This window comes from Pseudaestuariivita atlantica (assembly GCF_001205715.1).
In the GTDB taxonomy this organism is placed as follows: domain Bacteria; phylum Pseudomonadota; class Alphaproteobacteria; order Rhodobacterales; family Rhodobacteraceae; genus Pseudaestuariivita; species Pseudaestuariivita atlantica.
This window is the reverse complement of record NZ_AQQZ01000008.1, coordinates 131749-156390: the sequence shown is the minus strand read 5'-3', so window position 1 is coordinate 156390 and position 24642 is coordinate 131749. Positions and strand designations below refer to the sequence as shown.

Sequence of the window (24642 nt, the reverse complement as noted above, 5' to 3'; positions counted from 1 at the left end):
TCGGTGCCGCCACCTTGGCGCACGCGCGTTAAGGCGGGGTTATGAAATCCGGGTGTTTTCGTGGCGCGGGGGGTGCGCCGGGCAGGCCCAGGGGCGTGAAGCGGACCTCCAGCACCCGCGCATCGGCGCGCGTTCCGGGCGCGGCGCGGCCCGCCCAGCCCGCCAGCGACGGGTCCGCCGCCCAGATATTCGCGAACAGCCGTCCCGGCACCGTCGGGATCGCGCCGTTGGTGGCGAGGTGTTCGTGGATCATCCGGTCGCCCGCGAACCAGCGCAGGCGGTCGGGCCACCACTCGAACGCATAGCGGCGCGGCCTGTCCGCCGCGTCGAACCCCAGCGGCACGCGCAGGTCGGTCATCCGGCCATCGACGAACCACGCGATGTTCATCACCGTCGTGTCGCGGCCCAGGAACTCGATATCGATCTCGTCATGGCGGGTGCCGTAATGCGGGCCGGTATAGGTGAAGAACCCGGTCACGACGCCGGGTCCGCGGGCGGGCCGGATCACCGCCTCGTACCGGCCGTATCGCGTCGGCGTCTCGCGCCGGACCGACGCGCCCGCGAACCGGTTCAGCCCGTTCGTGCGCGGGGCCAGCGCCAGCGTCAGCCCGTCGCCGAACACGGCCTGCGCCTTCTGCCAGTCGGTGTCGAACATCGGGTGGTCGAAATCGTACTCGGCCACGTGCCACGCGGCACCGGCCTCCTTGAACCTGTCGATGAAACCCGCCCCGTCCTCGGCCATCGCGCCACCTGCCCACGCGATCAGCACCGCCGCCGCGCGGCCTGCTCGATCCAGTCGCATTGCGTGCCCCCACGCGATTTGAAACGTATTCGATGAAAATCGAGGTTAAAGAGGCAGGGCAGGGAGGGCGAGCGCATGTCGGAAACAGGGTTAACGCAAGTCGAGATCGGGGTCGCCACGCAGGGGCCGGGCCTGACCGAGGTCACCGGCCAGATCGCGGCTTGCCTGCCCGCGGGGGCCGATGGGCTGTTGACGCTGTTCGTGCGGCATACCTCCTGTTCGCTCCTGATCCAGGAAAACGCCGATCCGCAGGTGCAGCGCGACCTGCTGGCATGGCTCAACCGCTTCGTGCCGCCGTCGACCGATCCGTCGCTGTCCTATTTGCGGCACACCTATGAAGGGCCCGACGACATGCCGGCGCATATCAAGGCCTCTGTCCTGCCGGTATCGCTGTCGATCCCGGTGCGCGCAGGCCGGATGGTGCTGGGGACGTGGCAGGGCATCTACCTGTTCGAACACCGCGACGCCCCGCATCACCGCAAGATCGCCCTGCACCTGTCACCCTGACGCGCCACCCAGATTTTGGGGGCTACCCAAAGTGTTGCGGTGCGCCTATAGTGCCTGTGGATAAGTGGGATCAACCCACGCCTAAGGCAGATCAGCATGAAGGGGGCGGGCCATGCGGTGCCCATTTTGCGGAAACATCGACACGCAGGTGAAGGATTCGCGTCCGGCCGAAGATCACGTCTCGATCCGGCGGCGGCGGTTCTGCCCGGCCTGCGGCGGGCGGTTCACCACCTATGAACGCGTGCAGCTGCGCGACCTCGTGGTGATCAAGTCCAACGGGCGGCGCGAGGATTTCGACCGCGACAAGCTCGAACGCTCCATCCGCATCGCGCTGCAGAAACGACCCATCGAACCGGAACGCGTCGACCAGATGATCTCCGGCATCGTGCGGCGCCTTGAATCGATGGGAGAGACGGACATCCCGTCCAAGACCATCGGCGAGATCGTGATGGAGGCGCTCGCCCGGATCGACACGGTCGCCTATGTTCGGTTCGCCAGCGTCTACAAGAACTTCCAGGCGGCGGACGATTTCGACAAGTTCGTCAGTGAGTTGCGCCCCGACGCGGCCCCGTCCGAGGAGTGAGCGCGGCCGACACCCGCTTTCTGTCCCTCGCGCTGGCGCTTGGCCGGCGCGGCCTTGGCCGGACATGGCCGAACCCCTCGGTGGGCTGCGTCATCGTCAGGGATGGCCGGATCGTCGGGCGCGGCGTGACCGCGCCGGGCGGGCGTCCCCATGCCGAACCGCAGGCGCTGGCGCAGGCCGGGAAGGCCGCGCGCGGTGCCACGGCTTACGTCTCGCTCGAACCCTGCGCGCATCACGGCCAGACCCCGCCCTGCGCCGACGCGCTGGTCGCGGCGGGGATCACGCGGGTGGTTGCTCCCTTGACCGATGGTGACCCTCGCGTGAACGGTGCGGGCTTTGCCCGGTTGCGCGGGGCGGGGGTGGAGGTCGTGACCGGGCTTTGCACCGATCAGGCGGCAGAGGATCACGCGGGCTTTTTCCTCCGCGTCGGGCAGGGCCGTCCGATGGTGACCCTGAAACTGGCCCAGACCCTCGATGGCCGGATCGCCACCGCGACGGGCGAAAGCCAGTGGATCACCGGGCCCGAGGCGCGGGCGCAGGTCCACCTGATGCGCGCCACCCATGACGCGGTGCTGGTGGGCGGCGGAACGGCGCGCGCCGACGATCCCTCCCTCAACGTGCGCGGGCTTGGCGCGATGCCGCAACCGGTGCGCCTTGTCGCCTCGCGCAAGCTGGACCTGCCCACCGACAGCGTGCTGGCGCGCACCGCGCGCGACATCCCCGTCTGGCTGTTGCACGGGCCGGACGCGCCGGGTGACCGGCGCGAGGCATGGCGCGTGCTTGGGGCCGAACTGGTGGATTGCGGGCTCAAGGGGCGGCACATCGACATGGGCGAGGCCCTGCGCGCGCTGGGCGATCGCGGCCTGACGCGGGTGTTCTGCGAAGGGGGCGGGGACCTTGCGGCCTCGCTCCTGTCGGCGGGACTGGTGGACCGGCTCGTCGTCTTCAGCGCCGGGATGGCGCTGGGGGCCGAAGGCCGCCCTGCGCTGGGCGCCTTGGGGGTGGAGGCACTGGCCGACGCCCCGCGTTTCAACCTGCGCGAACAGCGGCGGGTCGGGGCGGACGTGATGCAGGTCTGGACCGCGCCCGCCTAGCGCCACAGATGCGCGTAGCTCGCCGCCGCGCCCTGCGCCTTGGCCAGCAGCCGCAGCCCCAGCCCCGGACGGGGCACGCGGCCATGCGACAACCGCTCCACCACCACCTCCACCGGGCAGGCCTTGCCTGTGACCGGATCGTGGTAGCGCGGGTAGTCGATCAGCGTGGCATGGACGAGGCCTGCAAGTGAGACCTGCGCAGCCCGCCGGGGCGGCACCGTTCCGCGATCCTCGGTCAGCCCCCAGCCCGCGTAGAACGGCGCACCGAGCGTCGTGACCGCGACACCGCGCAGAAGCGCCTCGAACCCCAGCAGCGAGGTCATGGTCCAGACCTCCTGCACCTCGGCCAGCGCGGCGACCGGGTCGGAGCGCGTCAGCACCGCATCGGCCAGCCCCTCCAGGTCGGCGGGGGCGATGGCACCGGGGCGCAAGCCCGCCTCCACGTCCGGGTGCGGCTTGTAGAGGATCACCGCGTCGGGCCGCGCAGCCCGCGCCGCGCGCAAGAGGTCGAGATTGGTGCGCACCGCGTCCGCGCCCTTCAGGATCGAGGCATCGTCCTCCACCTGCCCCGGCACCAGCACGCGGAGCCCCTCGGGCAGGTCGGGCGTGGCGCGGTCGAGGTTGTACTTGCTGAGGCCCCCCGCGACGATCGCCTTCACCAGCGCCTCGGCCCGCGCGCGCTGGTCGTCGCGCAGGGTTGCGCGCGCCGCGATCCAGTGTTCCAGCCGCGAGGGGCGGGACGGGTCGTAATAGATGCCGAGGTCATCCGCGACGAGCGACAGGGGCGGGACCAGTTCGGCGCCCAGCCCGCGCGAGCGCAGGAACCCGTCCTCGACCCGCACGGCGCTGCCCGCCTCCCCGGCAGAGGCCCAGACCATGTGCCGCCGTCCCTCGCGCCCCGCGCGCGCCGGGGCGTCGGCGCTGTCGTCGAAGATCATCGCGCGGTCCTGCCCGAACACCTTCTGCAGGGGCCGCCGTTTCCACAACCGCATGCCCGAGGCGACCCAGCCCGCGTTGTCCTCCCGCCAGCGGCGCACTTCGGCGGCGAGGATATCCACCGCCGTCTCGAAGGTGCACAGGCGGTCGCGGAACGGGTCGTACCACGTGGGCGCGAGGATCATCGCGGCGGCGAACAGCTGCGCGCGTGTCAGGTTGCGCTGGCGGCGGGCCACGGGGGCTTCGTCCGCCGTCAGGCCCCACCCGGCATAGAAGGGCTGGCCGAAGATGCGGGGGCGGTGACCGGCGAGGATCGCCTCGAACCCCAGTTGCGAGGACACGGTGTAGACGCCGATGGCCCCGTCGAGCAGGGCATGGGGGCAGACCGGATCGGCAAAAAGCGACACGCGGTCGGATTCGTCATCGGCATCGAAATATCCCGCCCGGTGGCCGCCCGCGGTTTCGGGATGCGTCTTGATCAGGACCCGCGCGCCGGGATGCTCTTCCTGCGCGAAGACCAGCATCTCGCGGAACCGCGCCACGTCGGCGCCGCTGGCGGTGACCGAGGCATCGCCGCGCGTCTGGTCCACCACCAGCACGTAGCCCGGATCAGGCACGGGTGCCGTGGGGTCGAAGGCGTTGTATTTGCTGAGCGACAGCTCGCGCAGCCGCGCGATCCCGTCCCGCGCGCGGTTCAGAAGGCCGGTATCGTCCAGCGGATGGGTGGCGAGCAGGGTTTCAAGCTCGGACGGGACAGAAGGGTCGAAATGCACGCCGTTGCGGTCGATCATCAGGCCGAGGGGCGGCGCGCCGTCGCGCCCCGGATGCACCGACCGCAGGAAGGCATCCTCCACCCGCAACAGGCCTGCGCCCCGCTTCGCGGCCACGGCACGGCCCCGGTGCGCGGTGGGTGAATTGCCCCAGATCGCCACGAGGTCTTCGGGCCCCGGCAGCCCGGCGCGCACGGGGTAGCCCGCCAGTGCCATGATCCGCCGGACGTGGGATTGCGTGAAAAAGCCGCCGTTGAATGCAAAGACCCGCCGCGCGGCGGCGGCGGGTCCGTGTGTCGGGGTGCCGGTCACGCCGTCAGCCGCCGTCGGTTCCGCCCCCGGAGAGCGTGTCGACCGTGCTGAGCGTGGTGCCGACCGAGCCAAGCGTGCCGGTCACGGCCGAGATCACCTTGGAGAATTGCGAGAACGGTGCCTCGGTCACGTAGACGGTGTCGCCGTCGCGGATCAGGAAGTCGCGGGCCAGGAACAGGCCGTTCGGCTTGGTCAGGTCCAGCACGTAGATCATGCGCTGCGCGCCCTGCAGGTCGCCGCGGCCCAGCACCTGGTTGGCGACTTCGGGCGCCTCGTTGCGGAAGACGAACACGCCGGTCGGGTCGGACGCGGCGGGCAGAAGGCCGCCCACCTGCGCGATGGCCTCGACCGCCGACAGGGTCTGCGTCTCGAACGGGACGCGGGCCTGCGTGCCGGTCGATCCCAGCGTGGTGAAGGCGCGCGTGTCTTCCTCGACGAGGATGCGGTCGCCGCCGCGCAGCGGGATGTCGAATTTCGGGTGTTCGTAGAGGTCCTCGAACCAGATCTTCTCGCGGTGGTTGCCGCGGATCACGGTGATCTGCGCGATCTCGGGCGGGATCGAGATTCCGCCCGCGCGCGCGATCATGGCCGACAGCGTGCGGGTGGGGCGTTCGATGGCGTAGACGCCCTGGCCGCCGATGCCGCCGACAAGGCTGACGGTTGATCCGTCGCCCGCGACGCGGCGCACCTGTACCTGCGGGTCCGGCGTCTGGTCTTCGAGCTTGCGGGTGATGACGCGGCGCACGGCCTCGGGCGTGTTGCCCGCCGCCTTGATCCGGCCTGCATAGGGCACGAAGATGAAGCCCGATCCGTCGACCTGCACCTCTTCGAGGATTGTGGAGTTCGAAGCCTCGCCCGCCAGAAGCCCGTCATCGACGTTCTCCCAGATGGTCAGGCCAAGGATGTCGCCGGGGCGGATCGTGTCGGACCCGAGCACGCCTGCATTCTTGAATTTCTCGGAAAAGCCAAGCGCCGGGGTGACGGCGGTGGCGCGGGTCACGCGGTCGTTGACCGAGATGACGAAGGCGTCGCCCTGACGCTGGACCGAGCCTGCGAAGATCTCTCGCTTGTTCGGTCCGGACCGCGGAAGGCCACAGGATGCAACGACGGCAACAGCCGCCAACAGCGCGATGGAACGCGCCAGACGTGTGGGTCTGGAAGTCACTGCCGGTCTCCTCGACCTGATTTTCTGCCTCAACTTTTTTCGGCAACCTGCCTGAATCCCCCGAAAAAATCCAGTGGCGGGGCCGGATGGGCGGCGGGGAGGCGCCGGAAGTGTTGCAGGCGGGACGCGGTGACGGCGCACCATGTCCAGAGGTTGTGGTTGCGCGACACGAGGACGCAAGGTGCGGGGGATGGCACCCCGGCACTGTGGTTCCCGAAGGTCAGGGGGTCAGTTGACCAGCCGCAACTGGTGGCGGGGGGCCGCGGTGCCGGATTTCAGCGCGTCATAGGGGTCTTCGCCCGACAGCATCATGTCGACCACCTGCCGCAGAAGCTGCCGCCGTCCGCGCGCGGAATAGAACCCGCCGGGCAGTTGCGAGGTTTCCAGCAGGTAGCGGCGGTAATCCTTGTAGGCGCGGTTGTCGGGGCGCGAGGGCTGGGCAAAGAACTCTCCCAGCGCCTGGTCCGACACGAATTCCGGCTTGGAATAGACCGCGTCGCCGAACACTTTCAGCGGGATGCCGCGCCACAGGACCTGCTGCCCGGCGGTCGAGTTCACGGTGACGGCGGTGCGCGCGTCGTTCAAAAGCGCCGCAAGCTTGCCGCCGCGCACGAAATGCACCCGGTCGCTGATCCCGCGGTCGCGCGCCAGACGGCGCAGGGTGCGGCGCACGGGCACGCGCCCGTCTTCGAGCGGATGCGCCTTGATGACAAGGTGGTGGTGGCCGGGAGCGCCATCGGCAAAGCCGTCGATCACCAGTTCGAGGAAGTCGGCCATCGTGCCGAACGGCGAATGCATCTGGAAGCTGCTGTCATGTTCCAGTTGCAGAAGCGTCAGGTGATACGGAAACCCGCCGTAGCGGATGCGCAGCGTCGCGATCCAGCGGTCGACCGCCAGCAGCGGCATCAGCAGAAGTCGTTGAACGTACAGCCGGAATTCCTTGCTCACCGGGATCGCGCGGTGCGAGCGCAGGTTGCGGTACTGACCGTTCCGGAACAGCACGAAGAAGTGGTAGAGCGCGCCATAGAAGACGTGCTGGCGCATGTCGCCCCAGTGGCCGGGGGGCAGGGGCGCTTCCATGTCGCTGAGTTTCAGCGCCTCCTGCATGGCGGGGACCGACATCTCCATCAGGCGCGAATTGCCGTTCGACCCGCCGCGTTCATAGGTCACCCAGTAGGGCCGCATGTAGCCTTCTTCGAAGACATGCACCGTCAGGCCAAGCCCGCGGGCTATGGTCACCGCCTCGGCATGCACGGGGCGGGTGTCGCCGTAAAGCACGATGTCGGTGACGCCCTTTTCGGCGACGAGCGCGCGAAACGCCTCGGGCCAGTCGGCCAGCGCGCCTGTGTAGGGGATGTAGGACCGGGGGTGGAACCAGAAGGCGCGGTCGCCCGCGTTGAACCCCACGCGCCAGACCTCGGCCCGCGCCTTGCGCAGCATCCGTCCCAGCCTGTGAAAGAACGGGCCGTGCGGTCCCTGAAGGAACAGAAAGACGCGACTGTTGGTGGCGTTGCTCATGGCGCAGCGTTACCCCATAAGGTGTTGTCACCGGGTGTAGCCCGGAGACAAGGCGAAATTAAGGCATTCTTCACCGTGCCTTTCCCCGCAGGCGTCAAGGGAGCGACAGATGTTCACTGGGATCATCACCGATATGGGCGAGGTTCGGCATGTCGAGGCGCGGGGCGATTTGCGCGCGCGGATCGGCACCGGGTACGACACCGCGACGATCGACATCGGCGCCTCGATCGCCTGCGACGGCGTGTGCCTGACGGTGGTGGATCTTGGCCCCGACTGGTTCGACGTGGACATCTCGGCCGAAACCGTGGCGATGACCAATATCGGCCACAACGCGTGGGAGGCCGGGCGGCGCATCAACCTCGAACGCGCGCTGAAGGTGGGCGACGAGTTGGGCGGTCACATCGTGTCGGGCCATGTCGATGGCGTGGCCCCGATTGTCGAGATGCATGACGAGGGCGACAGCACCCGCGTCGTGCTGGAAGCGCCCGAGGCGCTGGCGCGGTTCATCGCGCCCAAGGGGTCGGTCGCGCTGAACGGCACGTCGCTGACGGTGAACGAGGTGGAGGGGCGCCGGTTCGGCATCAACTTCATCCCCCACACCAAGGCCGTCACCACGTGGGGCGAGGCCAGGGTCGGGGACCAGGTGAACCTCGAAATCGACACGCTGGCGCGCTACGTCGCACGGCTGGCCGAGGCAGGGTAACCCACGGGTTACCCTATAAAATTTCGTAAAGAACGGTGCCCCGGCGGCCGTGGGGCGGTCACCTTTCGGTAACCGCAGCGCGCGGTGCCGTCGGTCGTCAGAGAGACAGTGACATCTGCCGCATGTCCAGCGTGTCGAGCAGTTGCGGGATGCGTTCGCGGAACTTGAAGAACCCCGCCGTGGCCCATGGCCATGCGAGGCTGTCATAGTCGCGGCGCAACTCCACCAGCGCGATGTCGTGGCGGTCGAGCATCGGGCGGGCCTCGGCCAGCAGGTCGGCCATCGGGCCCACGGGCACCGTGGCGGTCACGACCTGCCGCAAGCCCGATTCGGTGGCCCATGCGACCAGCTCGGCGGCGGTGACGAGCGGCGAGAAGGCGGGCCCACCGGGCCAGCGGGACACCGCGTCGTCCAAGGCCCCGGTCCGGAAGGCCTGCACGGCCGGAGAGATGTGCAGGACCGCGGTGGTGCTGTCCGGTTCGATCCGGGCGAAGGCGGCGGGATCGGTCACGGCCTCGGCCACGTGGGTCGGCGTGCAATCCTCGTAGGTCAGAAGCACGCCCGTGCGCAGGCCGGGGCGCACCACGCCCGAGGGCGCGATGGGCTGGCGCGGCGGGTTCTCCGGCCCGTCGAGCGGGGCTGCGTCTTGTGCCAGTTGGCCAGCCGGGTTGAACCGCCCCTCGGTATAACGCGCGATGTTCGAGGCGCGGGCGAGGTAGGTCTTGCCCCGCGTCTGCAACCCGCCCACCCAGCGCCAGCCCAGCGTGTTCGAAGCCGGGTCACCGTCAAGCAGGTGGCGCAGGAAGAAATCGGCACCCAGTTCCCACGGCAGGCGCAGGGTGAAGATCCAGATGGAGGCGAACCACATCCGCGCGTGGTTGTGCAGGTACCCGGTGTCGGCCAGCTCCCGCGCCCAGTGGTCGAAGCAGGCGATGCCGGTGTCGCCCCGGCAGGCGGCCTCCCATTCGTCGCGGAGGCCGGAAGAGGTCTGCACCCGGTCCCACGCGCCGCGCAGGCCCGCGTTATACTTCGTCCAGACCGACGGGCGCTGTTCCAGCCAGCCTTTCCAGTAAGTGCGCCAGACGACTTCCTGCACAAACTTGTCCACGGTACTGCGCGCGTAGCGGTCGAGCACGGTGGTGAGCACCTCTTCCTCGGTCACCAGCCGGTGGCGCAGCCACGGTGACAGGCGGGACACGTGGGGGTGGTCCGGAAGGTCGTAATTGCGCAGGCCGGCATAGGCGCCGGAGCGCGGAACGAAGTCGGCGAGGCGGTCGAGACCGGCGGCGCGGGAAGCGGTAAACGTCATCCTCCGGGTATAGCGCCAGGCGTGGGGGCTTCAACTTTTGGTTTACCCATAATGACGATGCTGCCTGTCGTCGCGGCGGCGTCCCTTGAAGGTCCCGTATCGCAAGACTAAGACTCTCCCAGCGGTGCCGCGACGCACCGGGGCATGGACATGAAGGCAGGCAGGATGCGGGACCCGATAGACACATACATGAACACGCTTGTCCCGATGGTGGTCGAGCAGACGAGCCGGGGCGAACGCGCCTATGACATCTTCTCGCGCCTGCTGAAGGAGCGGATCGTGTTCCTGTCGGGCCCAGTGCATGACGGCATGTCGTCGCTGATGGTGGCGCAGCTTCTGCACCTCGAGGCGGAGAACCCGTCGAAAGAGATCTCGATGTACATCAACTCGCCCGGTGGCGTGGTGACGTCGGGCCTGTCGATCTATGACACGATGCAATACATCAAACCCAAGGTGTCGACGCTGGTGATCGGGCAGGCGGCCTCGATGGGGTCGCTGCTGCTGGCCGCCGGGTCGCCGGGCATGCGGTTCTCGCTGCCGAACAGCCGGGTGATGGTGCACCAGCCGTCCGGTGGCTACCAGGGCACCGCGACCGACATCATGATCCACGCCGAAGAGACGCTGAAACTGAAGCGCCGCCTGAACGAGATTTACGTCAAGCACACGGGTCAAACGCTTGAAAACGTGGAGAACGCGCTGGAGCGCGATTACTTCATGTCACCCGAAGAGGCCAAGGAATGGGGCCTGATCGACGAAATCGTCGAGAATCGCGCCAAGGGCGACGAAAGCTGACGGGATAGGCGGGGCCACGTGCGGTGGCCCTGTTAACGGCATTTTGACGTTGTGGAGTGCAGGTGAACGACCTAAGCTGCGCTCTAACACTGATGCATAGCAAGCAGGCAAAGTTGGCGGACGGCTGACGGGCGGATAGGTTCACCATGGCGACAAATTCGGGCGGCGACAGCAAGAACACCCTTTATTGCAGCTTCTGCGGGAAATCGCAGCACGAGGTCCGCAAGCTGATTGCGGGACCCACCGTGTTCATCTGCGACGAATGTGTCGAGCTGTGCATGGACATCATCCGCGAGGAAACGAAGGCCGGTGGCCTGAAGTCCTCCGAAGGGGTGCCGACGCCCAAGGAGATCTGCGAAGTCCTCGACGACTACGTGATCGGCCAGGCATTGGCCAAGCGGGTCCTGTCGGTGGCGGTGCACAACCACTACAAGCGCCTCAACCACGCCCAGAAATCGGGCGACATCGAACTGGCGAAATCGAACATCCTGCTGATCGGCCCCACCGGCTGCGGCAAGACGCTGCTGGCGCAGACGCTGGCGCGCATCCTCGACGTGCCTTTCACCATGGCGGACGCGACCACGCTGACCGAGGCCGGTTACGTGGGCGAGGATGTGGAGAACATCATCCTCAAGCTGTTGCAGGCGTCCGAATACAACGTCGAACGCGCGCAGCGCGGCATCGTCTATATCGACGAGGTCGACAAGATCACGCGCAAGTCCGAAAACCCCTCGATCACGCGGGACGTGTCGGGCGAGGGCGTGCAGCAGGCGCTGCTGAAGCTGATGGAAGGCACGGTCGCCTCGGTCCCGCCGCAAGGCGGGCGCAAGCATCCGCAGCAGGAATTCCTGCAGGTCGACACGACCAATATCCTGTTCATCTGCGGCGGCGCCTTCGCGGGGCTCGACAAGATCATCGCGCAGCGCGGCAAGGGGTCGGCCATGGGGTTCGGCGCCGACGTGCGGGACGATGACGAGCGCGGCGTGGGCGAGATCTTTAAGGACCTCGAACCCGAGGACCTGCTGAAATTCGGCCTGATCCCGGAATTCGTCGGCCGCCTGCCGGTGCTGGCGACGCTGGAAGACCTCGACGAGGATGCGCTGGTCACGATCCTGACCCAGCCCAAGAACGCGCTGGTCAAGCAGTACCAGCGCCTGTTCGAGCTGGAAGATACCGACCTGACCTTCACCGACGAGGCGCTGAGCGCGATCGCCAAGCGCGCGATCGAGCGCAAGACCGGTGCGCGCGGCCTGCGGTCGATCCTCGAGGATATCCTGCTCGACACGATGTTCGACCTGCCGGGCATGGACAGCGTGACCGAGGTGGTAGTGAACGAGGAGGCGGTCACCGCCGACGCGGCACCGCTGATGATCCACGCCGACGCCAAGGAATCGGCCACCGCGGGCTGACCCTGAAACGGGGTCGGCTGAGGATCAGCCGACCTACGGCGCCGCACGGATGTAGGTCGGCTGCTTGCCAGCCGACCCCCCTGCAAGCAAGGACTTCCCAATGAGCATCACGCGCATTTCGTCGGGCGGCGATTTCGAGGCGAAGGTCGGCTATTGCCGCGCCGTGGTCGCGGGCGGCTTCGTGCATGTCGCGGGCACGGTCGGGCAGGGCGACACCGTGACCGACCAGTGCCGCAGCGCGCTGGAGGTGATCGGCGCGGCGCTGGAAAAGGCCGGGTCGGGCTGGGACCGGGTGGTGCGCGTGACCTACATGCTGCCCGACCGGCACGAATTCGAACCCTGTTTCCCGATCCTGTCGGCGACCTTCGGGGCCAACCCGCCGGCGGCGACGATGATCGAATGCAACCTGATCGACCCGAAATACCGGATCGAGATCGAGGTGACCGCCCTGGCGGGCGACGGCTGATCGCGCACCTGACCACTGGACCCCGCCTGCGGAATGGGCGATACCGGCCTCAACCACAGACGAGGTGATCCGATGGGCATTCTGAACACGCTTCTGCGCGCCGTGACCTGGTGGAACGGGTCGACGCTGGGCACGTCGATCTACACCGCGCGCAAGGGCGTGAAGGTGGGCGAGGATGCGCAGGGCAACGTCTTCTACCAGACCCGCGACGGCAAGCGCCGCTGGGTGATGTATAACGGCGAGGCCGAGGCGAGCCGCATCGATCCCGACTGGCACGGCTGGCTGCACCACACCTATGACGCACCGCCGACCGAACGCCCGCTGCCGCACAAGGCGTGGGAAAAGCCGCATCACGAGAACCTGACCGGCACCGCGCAGGCTTATGCCCCTGCCGGGTCGATCCGCCGCGCCGACCCGGCGCCGCGCCGTGATTACGAGGCGTGGACGCCCGAGTAATGGCGGGCTCCCGCACCGAAATCCTCGTTGGGGCCGTCGTTCTGGCGGCGGCGGTTGGATTCGTCGTCTACACGGCGCAGGCCACCGGCGCGCGCACCGGCGGCGGCAGCTATGCGCTGAACGCCTCGTTCCGCTCGCTCGAAGGCGTGAGCGTCGGCACCGACATACGGCTGGCAGGCGTCAAGATCGGCACCGTCAGCGACGTGCGCCTGAACCAGGAAACCTACCGCGCCGACATGGTGCTGGCGATCCGCGACGGCATCCTGATCCCCGATGACAGCGCCGCCGTGATCGCAAGCGAGGGCCTCCTGGGCGGAACCTTTGTCGAGATCGATCCCGGCGGGTCGCCCTTCACCTTCGATCCGGGGGCCGAGATCCTCGACACGCAGGGCGCGGTCAGCCTGATCTCGCTGCTCCTGCGCTTCGTCACCGGGAAAGAAGGGCAATGATCCGCGCGGCCCTGATGGCCGTCGCGCTGTCCGCCGCGCCCGCCGCGGCGCAGGTCGCCACGTCGAACGGGACGGGCGTGATCCTGCGCGGGCTCGACAAGGTGACGGGCCGGGTCACCGACGTGCAGATCGCGGTCGGCGGGGCCGAACGGCTGGGGCGCCTGACCATCGGCGTGCGCGAATGCCGGTACCCCAAGGGCAACAGGTCGGGCGATGCCTTCGCCTTCCTCACCGTGCGAGAGGTCGGGCATGAAGGCGATGTGTTCGAGGGCTGGATGATCGCGTCGAGCCCGGCGCTGAACGCCATGGACCACGCGCGTTACGACGTGTGGGTGTTGCGCTGCACCACGTCCTGAGCGGTCGCCGGGTCCGGGGCGGTGAAATCCGGATGCAGCACCAGCGCCCGCCGCAGGCGCGCCTTGTAATCCGCGCGGTCGATCTCGATCCCGCCGAGGGAGGCGAGGTGATCCGTCAGAAACTGCGTGTCGCACAGGGTGAACCCGGCGCGGATCAGCCGGTCGACCAGGAAGGCGAGCGCGATCTTGGACGCATCGGTGCGGCGGGAGAACATGCTTTCGGCGCAGAACGCCGCGCCCACCGCCACGCCGTAGACCCCGCCCGACAGCATCCCGTCCTGCCAGACCTCGACCGAGTGGGCATAGCCCATGTGGTGCAGGTCGGTGTAGACGCGGGCGATGTCGTCGTTGATCCACGTCTCTTCCCGGTCGGCACAGCCCGCGACGACGTCTTCGAAGGCGGCGTTGATGGTCACGTCGAACCCGCCCCGGCGCATCCGGCGGGCGAGGCTGCGGGAGATGTGGAAGCGGCGCAGGGGCATGATGCCGCGCTTGCGCGGGTCGACCCAGAAGATCTCGTTCGCGCCGCGCGTCTCGGCCATGGGGAAGACGCCCGCGGCGTAGGCGTGCATCAGCAGGTCCGGGGTCAGGGGTGGCGCGCGGTCGGACATGGGCCCAGCCTAGCGGAAGTGTCGGCGCGGCGCGAGGCGGGGCATCAGGAATCCTGCGCCCGCCACGCCACGAACACCCAGAGTGCCACCGCTGCAAGCACCGCGGCGAGGAAGAAGGGCGCGCCCGGCAGGTAGATCGGTGCGCCCTCGCGCGTGAAGGAGGCGAAGGCCGAGGTCATCAGCAGCGGAGAGATGATCGCCGCCATGGCCGAGGCCGAGGTCAGCACGCCCTGCAATTCGCCCTGCGCGTCGTCGCCCACCTGTTTCGACAGGATGCCCTGCAGCGCCGGTACCACCACCGCCGACAGCGACGTGATCGGCACGAGGATCAGCGCCACCGTGCCGGACGATATGAACCCGATCGTGACGAAGGCCGCGACGTCGAAGATCAGCCCGCCCAGCACCGTCTTGCGTTCGCCGAACCGCTTGATGATCGGGCCGATCAGCGCGCCCTGCACGATCCCGAAGGAAATGCCGAACAGCGCCAGCGACAGCCCGATCGTGCCCGGAGCCCAGCCAAAGCGTTCGACGGCATAATAGGACCACACCGCCGGGTAGACGACGAAGGCAAGCTGGAAGAACAGGAACACGATCAGAAGCCGCCCCGCCCCCGGCAGGGCCGACACCGACCGCGCCGCGCCGAACGGGTTCGCGCGGGACCAATCGAATTTGCGGCGGTTCTCCGGCTTCACCGTCTCGCGCAGCACCAGATATCCCAGCGCGAGGTTCAGCGCCGCCAGCATCGCGGCGGCATAGAAGGGCGCGCGGGTGCCGAACTCGCCCAGCAACCCGCCGACCAGCGGGCCAAGCACGAACCCCGCCCCGAACCCGGCCCCGATCAGGCCGAAATTCTTGGCCTTGTCCTCGGGTTTCGAGATGTCGGCCATGCAGGCGGACGCCGTGGCCTGCGTCGCCGCCGTGATCCCGCCGATCACCCGGCCCAGAAGCAACAGCCAGATCGTGCCCGCGACCGCCATCAGCAGGTAGTCGAGCACCATGAAGCTGAGCGATATCAGGAGGATACGCCGCCGCCCGTACTGGTCGCTGAGCGAGCCGAGGATCGGGCCGAACAGGAACTGCATCACCGCGAAGACGGTCGACATCACGCCGCCCCACAGCGCCGCGTTGGCCAGCGATGGGCCCTGCACCTCGCGGATGAGGTCGGGCATGACCGGGATGATCAGCCCGATGCCCATGGCATCGATCATCACGGTAACCAGCAGGAAAACGACGGTCAGGTTCACGGGTCGGTCGGCAGTCGGTCGGGTGTGTCAGTCGAAAAGGTTCAGATGCGCCATGATCTGTCCATGGTCCGAGGCGAGCTTGTTATACGGCGCCTCGGGGTGGGCGCCATCGGTCAAATGATCGTTCAACACGCTGAAATACTCCATTTCGCCCCGTGGATCGGGTGCGTCGGGCGTGAAATGCCGTGACAAATAAATCTGGTCTATCGATTCATAAACCCCGCCGAAGGCGGATGTATAGACCATGTCGCGCGCCGATTTCTTGACGAAGAGGTGTTCGGCCGAATGCAGGCGCACTTGCTCGATATCGCGGGTGATCTGTTCGTGCTCTTCCTTGGAATAGCGGTCGTTATAGCCCTTGGCGTCGTGGCGCAGCATCCAGGCATAGTTCTTGAATGGCACCTCGCCCGAGATGATTTCGGAACTGACGGCGTGTTCGCCATCGTTGAAGTCCCCCAGCGCGATCACGCTGCGGCCCGCGCGCAACTCGGCCACGATTTCGCGCCGCAGGACCCACGCCTCGGCCATGCGCCGCAACGCGGCCCTGAGAGCGCCCTGCGCACGGCCCACCGGATCGTAGCGCGTCAGGTCGGCCTCGGACGGGTAGGGGGCGCCCGGCGGTTTGCGGTATTCACCCAGTTTCGATTTCAGGTGGCAGTTGAAGACGGTGACCGAATGCTTCCCGGCCCGCACCCGTGCCTTGAGAATCGGACGCGACAGCCGTGACACGGTGAAGCTGCCGGATTCCGCGCCGCCGCCCAGCGGCTGGAACGGGATCGTCAGCGGTGGGTCGAGGACCTGGATGACCTCGGGCGGTTCGGCAAAGCCGTGGCGCGACAGGATGGCGAGGCCCGGACGCCGCTGGCCCGGTTCGCCGTCATTGACGTTGGGCGCAAACGCGATGGAGGCGTCGTCGTACCCGTCATAGGCCAGTTTGCGAAAGATCGCCTTCTTGCGATAGGCCTTGTCGTCGCCGGGCAGGTTGGCGTCGTTGGCGGCGGATCCGCGGCGGTCGGCCTCGGTCACGACATCGCGCAGGGCGTCTTCCTCGAATATCTCCTGGAACCCGATCACGTCGGCGTCGAGCGTCACGACCTGGTCGGCGAGCCATGCCTTTTTCCACGCGTATTCCTCGGGCGTGTAGGACTGGAACTGGTAGTATTCCTTGTCCGGCCCGATCAGGTTCTTGACGTTGAAACTGGCGATGGTGAAGCGGGTCATTGCGGGTGTCCTTCGGTGGCCAGCGCGCGGGCGAGCATGGCGGCGTCGATGTTGCCGCCCGAGATCGTGACGACCACGGCGTCGCCGTCGATATCCGAGGCATGGAACAGGGCGGCGGCCAAGGCAACCGCCCCGCCGGGTTCTGCTGTCACTTTCAGGCGCTCGGCGGCGTGGAAGACGGCCGCCAGCGCCTCGCCCTCGGTCACGGCGATGCCGGGGCCGCAGAGGCGCTGGATGATGGGCCATGTGTGGTTGCCGGGCGCGGGCGTGAGGATCGCGTCGCAGACATTGCCCGCGACGGCGGTGTTCGTCTGGATCGAGCCCGCCGTCTGTGAGCGGATCACGTCGTCGAACCCTTCCGGTTCGATGGGGCGGACGCGGAGGCCGGGGGCCTCGGCCTCAAGCGCGAGCGCGATGCCCGAGGTCAGGCCGCCGCCGCCGCAGCAGACCAGCACGTCGGCCTCTGTCACGCCCAGTTCAGCGGCCTGTGCGGCGATCTCCAGCCCCGTGGTGCCTTGGCCCGCGATGACTTGCGGTTCGTCATAGGGGCGGATCAGGGTGAGGCCGCGTTCGGATTCGAGTTTGTCGCCCACCGCCTCGCGGCTTTCCCCACCCGCGCGGTCGTAAAGCACGACCTCGGCCCCAAGGGCGCGGGTGTTGGCGATCTTCAGCGCGGGCGCGTCGGCGGGCATGATGATGACGGCTGGCACCCCGTGTTCGCGCGCCGCCAGTGCCACGCCCTGCGCGTGGTTGCCGCTGGAAAAGGCCAGCACGCCGCGCGCGCGTGTCGCGTCGTCAAGTGCGGCCACGGCGTTGCGCCCGCCGCGATATTTGAAGCTGCCGGTATGTTGCAGGCATTCCGGTTTCACCAGCACCCGCCGCCCGGCGATCTCGTCAAGGAAGGGCGAGGTGAGCATCGGCGTGCGCCGGGCATGGCCGTCGAGCCGCCCGGCGGCGGCGCGGATCATGTCGATATTCATCGCATCGCTCCGATCCAGGCGTGGAGGGTTTCGAGGCTTTCTGGTTCGTCGAGGAACGGCACGTGCCCCCGGTCCGCCACTGTGGCGGCGTGCATGGCGGGGTGGCGGTCCTGCATTTTGGCGAAGGTGTCGGCGCTCAGAAGGTCGGAATTGGCTCCGCGCAGGGCGGCGGTGGGCAGGGGTTTCAGCGCGTCGAAGAACGGCCAGAGATCCGGCACGGCGGTCGCGCCCGCCTGTTCGACGGCGTCGCGCAGGTGCGGGTCATAGGTGATCGTGAGGCCGGTGGGCGTTTCGACATAGAATTTCTCGACCTCCGCGCGCCAGCGTTCCGGCGGCACGTTGGCGAAACCGGGCATGACGTGCGGGCGGTGCTTGGCGGCTTCCTCGTAGGTTTTCCAGACGGGCGCGCGGCCAAGGTAGCCCATGATGTTGGTGAGGCCCTTGGGGTCGAGTTCCGGGCCGATGTCGTTCAGGGCGACGCCCAGCAGGCGCTGCGGCACGGTGGCGGCGAGGCCCATGGCGATCAGCCCGCCGCGCGAGGTGCCGAGGATCGCCGCTTTCTCAATCCCCAGGTGGTCGAGCAGTTCCAGCGCGTCGGTGCCCTCGCGTTGCAGGGTATAGTCGCGCCAGTCGCCGAAATCCGACCGGCCCCGCCCGCGATAATCCATGCGGATCAGGCGGACATCCGTCAGGTGCGGCGCGACATAGTCGAAATCGCGCCCGTCGCGGGTGAGGCCCGAGAGGCAGAGGACCGGGAGGCCCGCGCCGTCGTCATCGTAGTGCAGCGACAGGCCGTCGGAGGTGTTGAAGCGTGGCATCAGGCGAGGTCCGGGATGGTGGTGAGGTCGGTCAGGACGTGGTGCGGCTGGCCGGGCAGGCGGTCTACCGGCTCGCCCGCGCGGTTGACCCATGCGGTGGTGAAGCCATAGCGCGAAGCGGCGGCGGCGTCCCAGCCGTTGGAGGAGACGAAGAGCACCTCGTCCTTCGCGCATCCGAACCGCTTGCCGACAAGGTCGTAGACGGCGGGGGCGGGTTTGAAGATGCCGACGGATTCGACGCTGAGGACGTCGTCCAGCATCTCGCCGATCCCGGCGCTGTCGACCGCGCCTGCCAGCATGTCGGGTGAGCCGTTGGACAGGATCGCGGTGTTCAGCCCGCGCTGTTTGAGCGTGGCGAGCATGGCGGGAACCTCCGGGTAGGCCGAAAGCTCCCAGTAGAGCGCCAGCAGGCGTTCGCGCAGCTCGGGGTCGGCGAGGTTCGAGGCGTCGAGCGCCCAGTCGAGCCCGTCCTGCGTGACCTGCCAGAAGTCGCAATGCGCGCCTTCGATGGCGCGGAGCCACGTGTATTGCAGTTGCTTCAGGCGCCAGTCGCGGGCGACGGCGGGCCAGTGGGTGGCAAAGGCCTCGCGCCCCGGTTCGGCGGCGGCTTCGCGGGCGGCGGCGGCCACGTCGAAGAGCGTGCCATAGGCGTCGAAAACGGCGGTGGTGATGGGCATGGGGCGTGGCCTTCAGCGGGATCGCGGGCAGGGTGGCACGGGGGCGCGGCAGCGAAAAGAGGGAATTCGTGCTATACTCGCCCCTCGCCAACATCATGGGAGGACCGACGATGGGAAACCGACACGGGGATATCCACTGGAGCGAGTTGATGACGCGCGACGTGGCGGCGGCGCGCGATTATTACAGCCGGGTCTGCGGCTGGACGATCGACACGATGCCGATGCCCGAGGGCGAATACAACGTGGCCAAGGTGGGTGACGACATGGTGGCGGGCATGATGGACATGTCCGCGATGCCGGGGATGGAGGACGCACCGGCGCACTGGTTCACCTATATCGCGGTGGCCGATGTGGACGCGGCGGCGGCGGAGACCAAGGACGCGGGCGGGATGGTCCTGCGCCCGCCCTTCGACGTGCCGAACGTGGGCCGCATCGTGATCGTCGCCGATCCCGGCGGCGCGGCGGTGGGGCTGATGACGCCGTCGGAGGGCACGTCGGGCTAGATCGCCTTTCGCGGTGTGCTGCGCACGCGGGGGCGCGGACCCCTCTCCCTGACCCTCCCCCGTGCGGGGGGAGGGAAGCGGGGTGGCGGGCCGACCCCGTCATGCGGGTGGTGCGCGCGGGGCAGGCGTGGCGCCGGACATATTTGTGAAGAGAAGAAGACCTGAAGGGTCTCTCTTCGGGTGCGGGGTCAGTCGCGGGTGCCGGAGAAGCGGGTTTGCCAGTCGGCGTGCTGGTCGTCGGTGATTTTCGTGAACATCACGTCGGGCACGGTGAAGGCGTGGCCGCCGGGCAGGGCGGCGAGCGCGGTTGCGGCGTCCGAGGGCCATGACCAGTCGTCCGACTGCATCGCGGTCATCATGGTTTGCGCGGCATCGGGGATGAAGGGGGCCGAGAGGACCGCGTAGAGGCGGATGAGGTTGAGGCCGAGGCGGACCTGCGCCGCGGCCATGTCCGGGTCGGTCTTGAAGGTGGACCACGGGGCCGCCGATTGCAGGTATTCGTTGCCCGCGACCCAGATCGCGCGCAATTCGCCGGCGGCCTTGCGGATCTCGATCGCGTCCATGTGGGACTGGTAGGCGGCGATGCGGCGGTCGAGATCGGCGATCAGGGCCTCTTCGGCGGGGCCGAAGGTGCCGGCAGAGGGGACTTCCTCGCCGAATTTCGAGCGGCAGAACTTGGTGATGCGGCTGACGAAGTTGCCGAGGACATCGGCGAGGTCCTTGTTGACGTCCTGCTGGAACGTCTCCCACGTGAACTCGGTGTCGGAGCTTTCGGGCACGTGGCTGAGGAGCCACCAGCGCCAGTAATCGGCGGGCAGGATGTCGAGCGCCTGGTCCTGGAACACGCCGCGTCCCTTGGAGGTGGAGAACTGGCCGCCGTCGTAGTTGAGGTAGTTGAAGGACTTGATGTAGTCGACGAGCTTCCAATCCTCGCCCGAGCCGAGGATCGTGGCGGGGAACGACAGGGTGTGGAAGGGCACGTTGTCCTTGCCCATGAACTGGGTGTAGCGCACGTCGTCCGCGCCCTTGTCCGTGCGCCACCAGCGTTCCCAGTCGCTGCCCTTGCCCGCGTCCCGCCATTCCTGCGCACAGGCGATGTATTCGATGGGGGCGTCGAACCAGACGTAGAAGACCTTGCCTTCCATGCCGGGCCAGTCCTCGGCCCCGCGTTTGACGGGGACGCCCCAGGCGAGGTCGCGGGTGATGCCGCGGTCTTGCAAGCCGTCGCCGTCGTTTAGCCATTTCTTTGCGATCGATGTGGTCAGGATCGGCCAGTCGGATTTGCTGTCGATCCAGGCGTTCAGCTGGTCGCGCATCTGGCTTTGGCGGAGGTAGAGGTGCTTGGTTTCGCGCACTTCGAGGTCGGTGGAACCCGAGATGGCCGAGCGGGGGTTGATCAGGTCGGTCGGATCGAGCTGCTTGGTGCAGTTTTCGCACTGGTCGCCGCGCGCGCCGTCATAGCCGCAATTGGGGCAGGTGCCCTCGATATACCGGTCGGGCAGGAAGCGGCCGTCGGCGTTGGAATAGACCTGTTTCTCGCTCACTTCCTCGATCAGGCCGGCATCGGCCAGGCGGCCCGCGAAGTGCTGGGTCAGGGCGTGGTTCTGGGGCGAGGACGAGCGCCCGAAATGGTCGAAGGACAGGCGGAAGCCGTCGGCGATTTTTGCCTGCGTGGCGTGCATGTCGGCGCAGAATTCGGCGACCGGTTGGCCGGCCTTGGCGGCGGCCAGTTCGGCGGGGGTGCCGTGTTCGTCGGTGGCGCAGAGGAACAGCACCTCGTTGCCGCGCGCACGCTGGTAGCGGGCGTAGAGGTCGGCTGGCAGCTGGCTGCCGACGAGGTTCCCGAGGTGCTTGATCCCGTTGATGTAGGGGATCGCCGAAGTGATGAGATGCCGTGCCATGCCCGTGCCCCGCCTGAGTGTCCGCGTGATGTAGCGGATTGGTGCGGGGCAGGGAAGTGGGGGCGGCGTATGGGCCGCCCCGCCGCCCGGTCAGAGGACGAAATCGTCGGCGGTCAGCGATGTGCCCACGTCTCGCACGTTCAGCTGGGCATCCTCGATCCCGTCTCCGTCGAGGTCGAAGCGGACGATGGCGTGGCCGGCCGGGTTGGTGGTGAAACGGACCTCGGCCGCGCCCGTGCCGGTGAAGGCGCCGGTGCCGAGGAAGGTGAAGGCGCCGTCGACATTCACGTCCGAGATGTCGATCAGGTCCTCGCCGCGTTTGAAATCGACGATGATGTCGCGGGTGGCGCCGGTGCCGAATTCAGTGATCGCGGTGAAGACGAAGACGTCGGGGCCCTGCTGGCCGCGCAGGTTGTCGGTGCCCGCGCCGCCGATCAGCGTGTCGGCGCCGATTCCGCCCAGCAGCGTGTCGTTCTGGTCCTGGCCCGCAAGCACGTCGTTGCCGGTGCTGCCGCGGATCAGGTCGTTGCCCTCGCCACCTTCGAGCGTGTCGCTGCCCGATGCGCCCACCAGCGTGTCGGCGCCGCCGCTGCCCTGGATCAGGTTGTCGCCGCTGTTGCCGATGATCTCTTCGGGCGACAGGGAGCCTTCGACGCTGTGATCGCCGGTGCCGCGCAGGAGGATCTGTTCGATGCCTTCGACATTGGCGACGTCGGCATTGGCGCGCAGCGTGTCGTTGCCGCCGGAATCGGTGATCGCCTGCCCGTTCACGTCGATGAAATAGAGGTCGTCGCCGCCCTCGGCGTCGAGCACGCCCAGCACCTGCCCGCCGCCGCGACCGTCATAGGTGTCGTTCGCCTCCCCCATGTAGACGTTGCCGTTGATGAGCCCGCTGTTGAGGATCTCGTCCTGGCCGTTGGCAAGCCGGATGTCGCCGTTGATGATGCCGCCATTGGTGATGTAGTTGGTCACCCCGTTCAGCGTTTGGATGGCATTGCCGAGATTGGTGGCGATCTCGCCCTCGTTGGTGATGCGCAGGATGCCGGCGTTGCCGTCGGGCTCGCTGCCGAGCGTGTTGGGGCCAACCGCGCCGTAGATCGCGCGCTCGCCATTGGTCGAGATCACCGCGCCAATGCCGTTGTAGATCTCGGTGCTGATGCCGACATTGACGAGGTTGATGGCGATCCCGTCGGGATCGAGCGCCGAGATCGCCCCGTAATTCGAGATCGCGTTGGTGTTGCCGTCGTATCCTTCGGCACCGATGTTGCCCTGCTGGATGCGCACCGCGCTGCCGTTGCCGAGGATCGTGACCTCTCCGTAATTGGTCAGCTGGAAGTCGCCGGTATTGGCGGTGCCCAGTTCGGGGGTGTTGTCGATGGCGGCGATGCTGGTGGCGCTGACGGTACCGGTGTCGCTCACGAAGACCGAGCCGCCGCCCGCTTCCTCGCCCATGAGGATGCCCCACTGGTCGCCGTGCACGGTGCCCTGCACGAGGATGTCGTTGTCGGCGAAGGCGCGGATGGCGACGCTGTCCATGGCGCCCGAGCCGCTTTCGTCGGTCGAGATGATGAAGATGGTGTTGGCGACGAACACGGTGTCGCCGACGCCTCCGGCGGACAGGGCGGTGCCGGTGGTGACGGTTGTGGGTGCAACGATGGTGGGCATGACGGCCTCCTGCAAATGGGGTGGGGCGGAATGGATTGGCCCCGGTTCGGAAAGTGCGAAACAAGCGGGCCGGAAAATGGACTTGGAGAAAATACTCAAAGGGCGGCCCGGCAGCACCCTATCACATCGTGCGCACGAATTGGTTCGAAAACCGCGGCCGGCGGTCAGGTCAGGGCTTCTTCTCGCGGTCGCGGCGGGTCAGGCCGCCGATGGTGAAGCTGGTGCGCGGGGTCCAGACATAGCGGGTCTTGGCATCGGCGGGGCGCACGCGCATCCGTGCGAGGCCGAAGATGACAAGCACGACATGTCCCGCCGCGATCAGGGCGAACAGCGCGCCGGGGCCCTGCACCTGCATCAGCCACGAGGCACCCAGCGGCGCGGCGATGGCGCCGAGGGCGTAGTAGAACAGCAGCGCCGCCGACAGTTCCACCCGCTCGTCGCTGGCGGCGAAGTCGTGGGCGTGGGCGGCGGCGACCGAGTAGATCGGCATCGAGGTGAAGCCGAAAAGTGCGGCGAGCGCGAAGGTCTGCCATGGCGGGCCGGAGGGCAGGGTGGCGGTGGCGAGGCTGGCCGCGGCGGCCGCCGCCGACAGCCAGATCAGGACCCAGCGGCGGTCCTTGGCATCGGCGATCCAGCCGACCGGGTATTGCGACAGCGCCCCGCCCGCGACGAAGGCCGACAGGAACAGCGCGATCTGGCCCGCGGTCAGCCCCTGCGTTTCGGCATAGACCGGGCCGACCATGCGGAAGGCGGCGGTGCCGAGGGCCGCGACCAGCACGGCGGCGACGGCGAGCGGAGAGCGCGCGAGCGGCAGGCGCGGGTCGAGCCGCGGGCGCTTGCCCACCGGCGGGGGCGTCAGCCGCGTCATGGCAAGCGGCAGGATCGCGGCGCAGCAGATCAGCGTCAGGACCGTGTAGGAGATGTAGGAGGCCGGTTCGAGCACGCCGATCATCGCCTGCGCCGCAAGCGACGCGCCGAGGTCGACGATGCGGTAGGTGCCCATCGCCCGCCCGCGCGTTTCGTTCGTGGCGCGGGCCTGCAGCCATGCCTCGATCACGGTGTAGCTGCCCGCGATGCACAGGCCCGACATCACCCGGAAGAGCGCCCATGCCAGCGGCACATCGGTGAGGATGTGGGCCAGCAGGCCGATCGCGCCGAGCGCGGTGAAGGCGGCATAGGCGCGCGATGGCCCGACCTCTCCCATCAGGCGGGGCGCCCACCAGCAGCCGATGAAGAAGCCGAAGAAATGCGCCGATCCCAGAAGGCCGATCTGCGGCGTGGTGAAGCCGAGCTTCAGCCCCGACAGCGCATCGAGCGGCCCGACGCCGCCCGAGGACAGCTGCAGCAGAAGGACCGACAGGTAAAGCGCGGCGAGGGTCAGGAACAGGCGCATGG

25 protein-coding genes are annotated in these 24642 nt (G+C 68.0%); 11 read left to right on the top strand and 14 right to left on the bottom strand.

What is annotated here, in order from left to right; all coding sequences use genetic code 11:
* Nucleotides 1–28: 28 nt before the first annotated feature.
* Nucleotides 29–802 carry a family 16 glycosylhydrolase gene (locus ATO11_RS16600; RefSeq protein WP_050532030.1) on the bottom strand — a complete coding sequence of 258 codons (774 nt, stop codon included), beginning with the start codon at nucleotides 800–802 and terminating at the stop codon, nucleotides 29–31.
* Between the two features lie 75 nt (nucleotides 803–877).
* Between ATO11_RS16600 and ATO11_RS16595 the strand changes: the two genes are divergently transcribed.
* The 3 genes from ATO11_RS16595 (at nucleotide 878) to ribD (ending at nucleotide 2986) form a co-directional block, all read left to right on the top strand.
* Nucleotides 878–1309 (top strand): secondary thiamine-phosphate synthase enzyme YjbQ, encoded by a 432-nt coding sequence (locus ATO11_RS16595; protein ID WP_050532029.1) that lies wholly within the window; start codon nucleotides 878–880, stop codon nucleotides 1307–1309.
* Nucleotides 1310–1421: 112 nt separating this feature from the next.
* Nucleotides 1422–1892, top strand: a complete 471-nt coding sequence (gene nrdR, locus ATO11_RS16590) for a transcriptional regulator NrdR (protein WP_050532028.1) — start codon at nucleotides 1422–1424, stop codon at nucleotides 1890–1892.
* Nucleotides 1889–2986, top strand: coding sequence for a bifunctional diaminohydroxyphosphoribosylaminopyrimidine deaminase/5-amino-6-(5-phosphoribosylamino)uracil reductase RibD (ribD, locus tag ATO11_RS16585; protein ID WP_050532027.1), 1098 nt, complete (start codon nucleotides 1889–1891; stop codon nucleotides 2984–2986). Before nrdR ends, ribD begins: the two co-directional genes overlap by 4 nt.
* Here the strand turns inward: ribD and ATO11_RS16580 are convergent.
* The 3 genes from ATO11_RS16580 to ATO11_RS16570 form a co-directional block, all read right to left on the bottom strand.
* Nucleotides 2983–5004, bottom strand: a complete 2022-nt coding sequence (locus ATO11_RS16580) for a capsular polysaccharide biosynthesis protein (protein ID WP_050532026.1) — start codon at nucleotides 5002–5004, stop codon at nucleotides 2983–2985. The two genes, ribD and ATO11_RS16580, sit on opposite strands and share 4 nt — an antisense overlap.
* A gap of 4 nt (nucleotides 5005–5008) precedes the next feature.
* Entirely contained in the window at nucleotides 5009–6169 is a 1161-nt protein-coding gene (locus tag ATO11_RS16575; RefSeq protein ID WP_242601444.1) for a polysaccharide biosynthesis/export family protein, read from the bottom strand.
* A gap of 228 nt (nucleotides 6170–6397) precedes the next feature.
* A complete protein-coding gene (locus tag ATO11_RS16570) occupies nucleotides 6398–7687 on the bottom strand; it encodes a capsule biosynthesis protein (RefSeq protein WP_050532025.1) in 1290 nt (429 codons plus the stop codon).
* A 109-nt stretch (nucleotides 7688–7796) separates the two neighbouring features.
* Here ATO11_RS16570 and ATO11_RS16565 point away from each other — a divergent pair, with 109 nt between their 5' ends.
* Nucleotides 7797–8390, top strand: coding sequence for a riboflavin synthase (locus ATO11_RS16565; protein WP_050532024.1), 594 nt, complete (start codon nucleotides 7797–7799; stop codon nucleotides 8388–8390).
* Nucleotides 8391–8487: 97 nt separating this feature from the next.
* On the opposite strand, the gene ATO11_RS16560 is transcribed toward ATO11_RS16565, so the two are convergent.
* Nucleotides 8488–9699, bottom strand: coding sequence for an FAD-binding domain-containing protein (locus tag ATO11_RS16560; RefSeq protein WP_050532023.1), 1212 nt, complete (start codon nucleotides 9697–9699; stop codon nucleotides 8488–8490).
* Nucleotides 9700–9864: 165 nt separating this feature from the next.
* Here ATO11_RS16560 and ATO11_RS16555 point away from each other — a divergent pair, with 165 nt between their 5' ends.
* The 6 genes from ATO11_RS16555 to ATO11_RS16530 all read left to right on the top strand — a co-directional run bounded on the left by ATO11_RS16555 (nucleotide 9865) and on the right by ATO11_RS16530 (nucleotide 13627).
* Nucleotides 9865–10491, top strand: a complete 627-nt coding sequence (locus ATO11_RS16555; RefSeq protein ID WP_050532104.1) for an ATP-dependent Clp protease proteolytic subunit — start codon at nucleotides 9865–9867, stop codon at nucleotides 10489–10491.
* Between the two features lie 146 nt (nucleotides 10492–10637).
* Entirely contained in the window at nucleotides 10638–11900 is a 1263-nt protein-coding gene (gene clpX, locus ATO11_RS16550) for an ATP-dependent Clp protease ATP-binding subunit ClpX (protein WP_050532022.1), read from the top strand.
* Nucleotides 11901–12000: 100 nt separating this feature from the next.
* Nucleotides 12001–12366 (top strand): Rid family hydrolase, encoded by a 366-nt coding sequence (locus ATO11_RS16545; protein WP_050532021.1) that lies wholly within the window; start codon nucleotides 12001–12003, stop codon nucleotides 12364–12366.
* 72 nt (nucleotides 12367–12438) lie between these two features.
* Nucleotides 12439–12822: an NADH:ubiquinone oxidoreductase subunit NDUFA12 gene (locus ATO11_RS16540; protein WP_050532020.1), complete on the top strand. Its 384-nt coding sequence runs from the start codon at nucleotides 12439–12441 to the stop codon at nucleotides 12820–12822.
* Nucleotides 12822–13271: an outer membrane lipid asymmetry maintenance protein MlaD gene (mlaD, locus tag ATO11_RS16535; protein ID WP_050532019.1), complete on the top strand. Its 450-nt coding sequence runs from the start codon at nucleotides 12822–12824 to the stop codon at nucleotides 13269–13271. Before ATO11_RS16540 ends, mlaD begins: the two co-directional genes overlap by 1 nt.
* Nucleotides 13268–13627, top strand: a complete 360-nt coding sequence (locus tag ATO11_RS16530; protein WP_050532018.1) for a DUF2155 domain-containing protein — start codon at nucleotides 13268–13270, stop codon at nucleotides 13625–13627. The genes mlaD and ATO11_RS16530 overlap by 4 nt, the downstream gene beginning before the upstream one ends.
* On the opposite strand, the gene aat is transcribed toward ATO11_RS16530, so the two are convergent.
* The 6 genes from aat to ATO11_RS16500 are packed head-to-tail and all read right to left on the bottom strand — an operon-like array spanning nucleotide 13591 to nucleotide 19178.
* Complete coding sequence (aat, locus tag ATO11_RS16525; RefSeq protein ID WP_050532017.1) at nucleotides 13591–14238, bottom strand: leucyl/phenylalanyl-tRNA--protein transferase; 648 nt, start codon at nucleotides 14236–14238, stop codon at nucleotides 13591–13593. The genes ATO11_RS16530 and aat overlap by 37 nt on opposite strands.
* Before the next feature lie 44 nt (nucleotides 14239–14282).
* Entirely contained in the window at nucleotides 14283–15482 is a 1200-nt protein-coding gene (locus tag ATO11_RS16520) for a TCR/Tet family MFS transporter (protein ID WP_110553736.1), read from the bottom strand.
* A gap of 27 nt (nucleotides 15483–15509) precedes the next feature.
* On the bottom strand, nucleotides 15510–16703 hold the full coding sequence (locus tag ATO11_RS16515; RefSeq protein WP_050532016.1) for an endonuclease/exonuclease/phosphatase family protein: 1194 nt from the start codon (nucleotides 16701–16703) through the stop codon (nucleotides 15510–15512).
* The gene (locus tag ATO11_RS16510) at nucleotides 16700–17683 is read right to left on the bottom strand and encodes a threonine ammonia-lyase (RefSeq protein ID WP_050532015.1); all 984 of its coding nucleotides are present in this window, start codon (nucleotides 17681–17683) and stop codon (nucleotides 16700–16702) included. Before ATO11_RS16510 ends, ATO11_RS16515 begins: the two co-directional genes overlap by 4 nt.
* Complete coding sequence (locus tag ATO11_RS16505; RefSeq protein ID WP_050532014.1) at nucleotides 17680–18501, bottom strand: alpha/beta fold hydrolase; 822 nt, start codon at nucleotides 18499–18501, stop codon at nucleotides 17680–17682. The genes ATO11_RS16510 and ATO11_RS16505 overlap by 4 nt, the downstream gene beginning before the upstream one ends.
* On the bottom strand, nucleotides 18501–19178 hold the full coding sequence (locus tag ATO11_RS16500; protein WP_050532013.1) for a haloacid dehalogenase type II: 678 nt from the start codon (nucleotides 19176–19178) through the stop codon (nucleotides 18501–18503). The genes ATO11_RS16505 and ATO11_RS16500 overlap by 1 nt, the downstream gene beginning before the upstream one ends.
* A 110-nt stretch (nucleotides 19179–19288) precedes the next feature.
* Between ATO11_RS16500 and ATO11_RS16495 the strand changes: the two genes are divergently transcribed.
* On the top strand, nucleotides 19289–19681 hold the full coding sequence (locus ATO11_RS16495; protein ID WP_050532012.1) for a VOC family protein: 393 nt from the start codon (nucleotides 19289–19291) through the stop codon (nucleotides 19679–19681).
* Nucleotides 19682–19869: 188 nt separating this feature from the next.
* Here the strand turns inward: ATO11_RS16495 and metG are convergent, their stop codons facing one another.
* The 3 genes from metG to ATO11_RS16480 form a co-directional block, all read right to left on the bottom strand.
* Nucleotides 19870–21582: a methionine--tRNA ligase gene (gene metG / locus ATO11_RS16490; protein ID WP_050532011.1), complete on the bottom strand. Its 1713-nt coding sequence runs from the start codon at nucleotides 21580–21582 to the stop codon at nucleotides 19870–19872.
* 90 nt (nucleotides 21583–21672) lie between these two features.
* Complete coding sequence (locus tag ATO11_RS16485; protein ID WP_050532010.1) at nucleotides 21673–23247, bottom strand: calcium-binding protein; 1575 nt, start codon at nucleotides 23245–23247, stop codon at nucleotides 21673–21675.
* A gap of 169 nt (nucleotides 23248–23416) precedes the next feature.
* The gene (locus tag ATO11_RS16480) at nucleotides 23417–24640 is read right to left on the bottom strand and encodes an MFS transporter (RefSeq protein ID WP_050532009.1); all 1224 of its coding nucleotides are present in this window, start codon (nucleotides 24638–24640) and stop codon (nucleotides 23417–23419) included.
* Nucleotides 24641–24642: the final 2 nt, after the last annotated feature.

Coding starts and splice junctions, on each gene's coding strand:
- ATO11_RS16600 (WP_050532030.1), bottom strand. CDS start 802: ATGCGACTGGATCGAGCAGGCCGCGCGGCGGCGGTGCTGATCGCGTGG.
- clpX (WP_050532022.1), top strand. CDS start 10,638: ATGGCGACAAATTCGGGCGGCGACAGCAAGAACACCCTTTATTGCAGC.
- ATO11_RS16480 (WP_050532009.1), bottom strand. CDS start 24,640: ATGCGCCTGTTCCTGACCCTCGCCGCGCTTTACCTGTCGGTCCTTCTG.
- ATO11_RS16515 (WP_050532016.1), bottom strand. CDS start 16,703: ATGACCCGCTTCACCATCGCCAGTTTCAACGTCAAGAACCTGATCGGG.
- ATO11_RS16495 (WP_050532012.1), top strand. CDS start 19,289: ATGGGAAACCGACACGGGGATATCCACTGGAGCGAGTTGATGACGCGC.
- ATO11_RS16540 (WP_050532020.1), top strand. CDS start 12,439: ATGGGCATTCTGAACACGCTTCTGCGCGCCGTGACCTGGTGGAACGGG.
- ATO11_RS16570 (WP_050532025.1), bottom strand. CDS start 7,687: ATGAGCAACGCCACCAACAGTCGCGTCTTTCTGTTCCTTCAGGGACCG.
- ATO11_RS16505 (WP_050532014.1), bottom strand. CDS start 18,501: ATGCCACGCTTCAACACCTCCGACGGCCTGTCGCTGCACTACGATGAC.
- ATO11_RS16560 (WP_050532023.1), bottom strand. CDS start 9,699: ATGACGTTTACCGCTTCCCGCGCCGCCGGTCTCGACCGCCTCGCCGAC.
- ATO11_RS16565 (WP_050532024.1), top strand. CDS start 7,797: ATGTTCACTGGGATCATCACCGATATGGGCGAGGTTCGGCATGTCGAG.
- ATO11_RS16595 (WP_050532029.1), top strand. CDS start 878: ATGTCGGAAACAGGGTTAACGCAAGTCGAGATCGGGGTCGCCACGCAG.
- metG (WP_050532011.1), bottom strand. CDS start 21,582: ATGGCACGGCATCTCATCACTTCGGCGATCCCCTACATCAACGGGATC.
- ATO11_RS16500 (WP_050532013.1), bottom strand. CDS start 19,178: ATGCCCATCACCACCGCCGTTTTCGACGCCTATGGCACGCTCTTCGAC.
- ATO11_RS16530 (WP_050532018.1), top strand. CDS start 13,268: ATGATCCGCGCGGCCCTGATGGCCGTCGCGCTGTCCGCCGCGCCCGCC.
- ATO11_RS16510 (WP_050532015.1), bottom strand. CDS start 17,683: ATGAATATCGACATGATCCGCGCCGCCGCCGGGCGGCTCGACGGCCAT.
- aat (WP_050532017.1), bottom strand. CDS start 14,238: ATGTCCGACCGCGCGCCACCCCTGACCCCGGACCTGCTGATGCACGCC.
- mlaD (WP_050532019.1), top strand. CDS start 12,822: ATGGCGGGCTCCCGCACCGAAATCCTCGTTGGGGCCGTCGTTCTGGCG.
- ATO11_RS16485 (WP_050532010.1), bottom strand. CDS start 23,247: ATGCCCACCATCGTTGCACCCACAACCGTCACCACCGGCACCGCCCTG.
- ATO11_RS16555 (WP_050532104.1), top strand. CDS start 9,865: ATGCGGGACCCGATAGACACATACATGAACACGCTTGTCCCGATGGTG.
- nrdR (WP_050532028.1), top strand. CDS start 1,422: ATGCGGTGCCCATTTTGCGGAAACATCGACACGCAGGTGAAGGATTCG.
- ATO11_RS16545 (WP_050532021.1), top strand. CDS start 12,001: ATGAGCATCACGCGCATTTCGTCGGGCGGCGATTTCGAGGCGAAGGTC.